General features: G+C 63.2%; 2 protein-coding genes and 1 pseudogene. All 3 read right to left on the reverse strand.

The features are described from left to right. Window positions 1-622: pseudogene (locus tag EOA60_RS23840) on the reverse strand (energy transducer TonB); the annotation flags it as partial. 111 nt (window positions 623-733) lie between these two features. Continuing rightward, window positions 734-1,171, reverse strand: a complete 438-nt coding sequence (locus EOA60_RS23845) for a hypothetical protein (RefSeq protein WP_095825641.1) — start codon at window positions 1,169-1,171, stop codon at window positions 734-736. Between the two features lie 5 nt (window positions 1,172-1,176). Then, window positions 1,177-3,366 (reverse strand): TonB-dependent hemoglobin/transferrin/lactoferrin family receptor, encoded by a 2,190-nt coding sequence (locus tag EOA60_RS23850; protein ID WP_128293038.1) that lies wholly within the window; start codon window positions 3,364-3,366, stop codon window positions 1,177-1,179. Window positions 3,367-3,585 lie beyond the last annotated feature (219 nt).

A 3,585-nucleotide genomic window follows, 5' to 3' on the forward strand; every position in this document is an offset into this window, starting at 1 on the left:
TCGCCATCCGCCGTGCCGCCGGTTCAATGGTTCGGTCTGCCCCTGCCGATGGGGCTGGGGCGCTTGATGTCGCACTGGGGACCGGTGGCTGTTGAGGCTCGTCAAGGGGCGCTTCAGCGCTTTGCAGTTCGGTCGCGGGGGTAGGTTTGCTGTCGTCGCGGACACTCTGGTCATCCTGGCGTGGGCTGGTGGCCGCCACGATATCCGGCGCGGAAGTGGCTTCCTTGACAGCCTGCGGCGGAAGCTGAGGCGTCGGAGGCTCGCTTGCTGGTTCCTGCGCTTCGACCGGCGGAGCGGGCTGCGCGGACTGGCGTTTCACCGGCTGCGGATCGGGCACCAAGGTGACATCCACGGCGCCGGACGACTGGTCGTCCAGGGCGCTGCCGGTGACGTTGGCGCCGGACTGATCTGTGCCCTCGGCCCGAATCGCGTCCATGGAGTCGAATATCCCGGCAGGCGCGAGCAGGAACGCGGCCGCCGCAGCGCCATGGAGCAGGCCGGAAGCGATGATCGCCACCGGCCATTTGCGATGCCCGACCGATTGCCGCGGCTGCATGAGCGGCTCGGCCGGCGTGATCGCCGGTTCGCTGCCTGCATCGGAGGAGTGATTGATGTCCTGCATGTCTCGCGCCGAGACCTGCCGTACGCGATAAGAAATTGTCAAATCAAGATCGGTTGCCGCCCATGGCCCACGCCATGGCATCTCCTGGCGGGCCGGATGCAATCCCCACCTCTATACGCCGAAGGCGATGGCGGTTTTAGTCGAGGTTTTCAGGTCGCGCATGCAGGCCGTCGGCTCGACGCCGGTTCCAGCGCATTCCGTCGCGCTGTTGATCAGCACGCGGCGGAGCTTGCCGCAGTCGGCGCCCGCGAGATCGAAGCGCGTGACTTTCGTCTTGCCGACCGGCAGGTCCTTGAAATCGAGCACGGTGAGGCGGTCGACAACGCCGGACTCCTTGAACAGCGCGATTTCGAAAGCGGACTTCGACAGGTCGGCGCCGAGCGCGTTGTTGACGACGAACGTCAGCCGGCAGCCCTTGTCCGAAGGCTGCACGGCGTTGAGTTCGAGATTAAGGGCCGGCGCTGGCGCGGACTGGCCGCGCGCCGGCACCGGGCCGAGCGACATCGCCAGCGCCGAGGTCAAGAGACGGAGCGACGTCGTCAAGTTCATGGTTCTCAGCCTCCAAAGCACATGGTTGCCGCAAGCTTCAGCGTGATGCCCGGTTCATAGAGGACGGCAGTCGTGCTTGCGTTGAGCGGATTGGTGTATTTGACATCGAACAGATTGTCGGCGCGGACGTCGAGCTTGAGGTTGTCGGTCGCCTGGTAACTGGCAAAGGCATTGACCAGCGTATAGTCCTTGGCCACCGGATTGCCCTTGGGCTTGCCGTTATATTGCACTTCACCGCCGACGGTGAGCCTGTCCTCGAGGAAGCGAAGGCCGAGCTGCGCCGTCACCTGCGAGGAGGGAATGGTGGCAAGGTCGGCCCGCTCGCCCTCATACGAGATGGTGTGGCCGTTGATGATCGAGGCTGAGAAGCCCGCATAGCCCCAGCCGGCGTCATAGACGCTTTCCAGTTCAAAACCGTTGATCTTGGCCTTGGCGAAGTTCTGGTACTGGAAGCAGATCGGGATGCCGGGGCCGAACGGGCAGCCGCTGGTCGGGTCGAAGGCCGACAGCGTGACGCCGTCGATATAGTCTTCGACATTGTTGTTGAAATAGGCGGCCTTGAGCCGCAGAGCGTCGCCGCCTTCGAAAATGTTGTTCTGCTTGTAGTTGACGCCGAACTCGACGGTCTTGCCGGTCTCAGGCTTGAGATTTGGATTGGGCAGGAAGGGGAAGGTGACGCCGGCCGGATGGTTACCGCTGATCAGCGTCTCCGTCAGCGAGGGTGAGCGGTAGCCTTCCGCATAGGTGCCGTAAAACTGCAGGCCGGCGAGGTCAGCGCTTTCGAAGGGCGATACGCCGACGGTGATGCGCGGCGACAGCCGGTCGCCTGATGTCTCGTGCTCGGAGTCCTTCAGGCTGTACCTGTCGTAGCGCAGGCCGGTGATGACCTCCAGCCATTCCCAGGTCAGCTTGTCCTGGACATAGGCGCCGGAGACGTTGCGCTTACCTGACGGCGTGTAGAAGCTGTCGCCGCCGGCTGTGCCCCCGGTTTCGACGTCGTCGCCGACCCAGTCACCGTCGTAAGTCAACTCATGCGCAATGCCGGCGGTCTCGAATCGCGACGTGTTCCATATGTCGATGCCGGTCGTCCCGACATCGAAAGTCGAGAGCGACCCGGCGGGCAGCACCACGGGCAGGCCGGTCGTCGGATCGAAACGGTTCTGCGGGACGAGCGTCGTCAGATCGAGAAGCGTCTTGTTGGAAGAGGCGTTGATGTGGAGATCGAGCCAGCTTTTGGCATCGTCGGTGATGTTGTAGCGGGCGGTGAAGGTATTCGATTTCAGGTCGACATCGTTGGCCGGAACGCCGCCACTGGTCTCTGTCCACCCGTCCTTCGAGCCGACCCAGCCGAGCTTCAACTCGCTGTTCTCGGTCGGGCGAATGGTGGTCTTGAGCAGGCCGCTCAGCACGTCGAAGCCGGTGCCGGCAACGGTGTCGCCGCCACCGTTCTTGTAGTCGCCGTAGTGGCGGTAGACGATGTTGCCCAAAACGTCCCAGTTCTCGTTGAAGCGATAGGCGCCGCTAGCGCTGGTGGTCCAGCCCTTGCCATTCGTTTCATAGCGACCGGTGGCGGAAGCCGCCCAGCTTTCCTCCGGCTTGAGGAAATCTCCGGCGTCCTTGGTTTCGAAGAACACCACTCCGCCGATGGCGCCGGAGCCATAGGTGTTGGCGACCGGGCCGCGGATCACGTCGACGGATTTGATGAGCTCGGGATCGACATAGAAGGTCGACTGCGTGCCGTGGTCGGAGCGCTGGAAATCCTGCCTGGCGCCGTCGACGATCACCGCCACGCGGCCGAAGTCCTGCAGGCCGCGGATGTTGATGCTGGAGCTGACGCGTCGCGCGTCGGCCTGCACTGCAACTCCCGGCACGCCAAGCAGCATCTCGGTCGGCGTCGTTGCCATGCGGCGCTCAAGCTGTTCCTTGTCGACATGGCTGGCCGAGGCCAGCGACTGGATCGCCGTCTCGCCGGTGCGGCTAATGACGAGGATCTTGTCGAGCAGCGTCGAGTCGCCTGCACTTTTCTGGTCAGTCTTCTTTGTCTGGTCGCTCTGCTGGTCAGCCGCCGGCTGGGTGGCCTGTTGCGCTTTGGCCGCCGGCATACAGAGCGCGATTGCCGCCGCGCCAGCCAGCAAGGCCGCCATTTCCTTCGCCATCGGCCGATCTGTCGGCCGTCCCCAATTCACCAACCCCATGCCCCAACTCCAGATTCTCAGGCTCGATGCTGGCTGGCGCGGGGCTCGCTCGCATTTTTGATCGCGTCCGGCGTCTTAAATGTTGACTCATTTAGTCCGGTAATGCACGACTAGTAAACATGAGAAATCGAGTCAAGAATTTAATCGGCATTTGACGAGGCGACCAGCCCGGTGGCCGGCACAGGAAAAAGGGACCGAATGAGATGAACAGCCATAACC

Source organism: Mesorhizobium sp. M1A.F.Ca.IN.020.06.1.1 (genome assembly GCF_004023265.1).
In the GTDB taxonomy this organism is placed as follows: Bacteria; Pseudomonadota; Alphaproteobacteria; order Rhizobiales; family Rhizobiaceae; genus Mesorhizobium.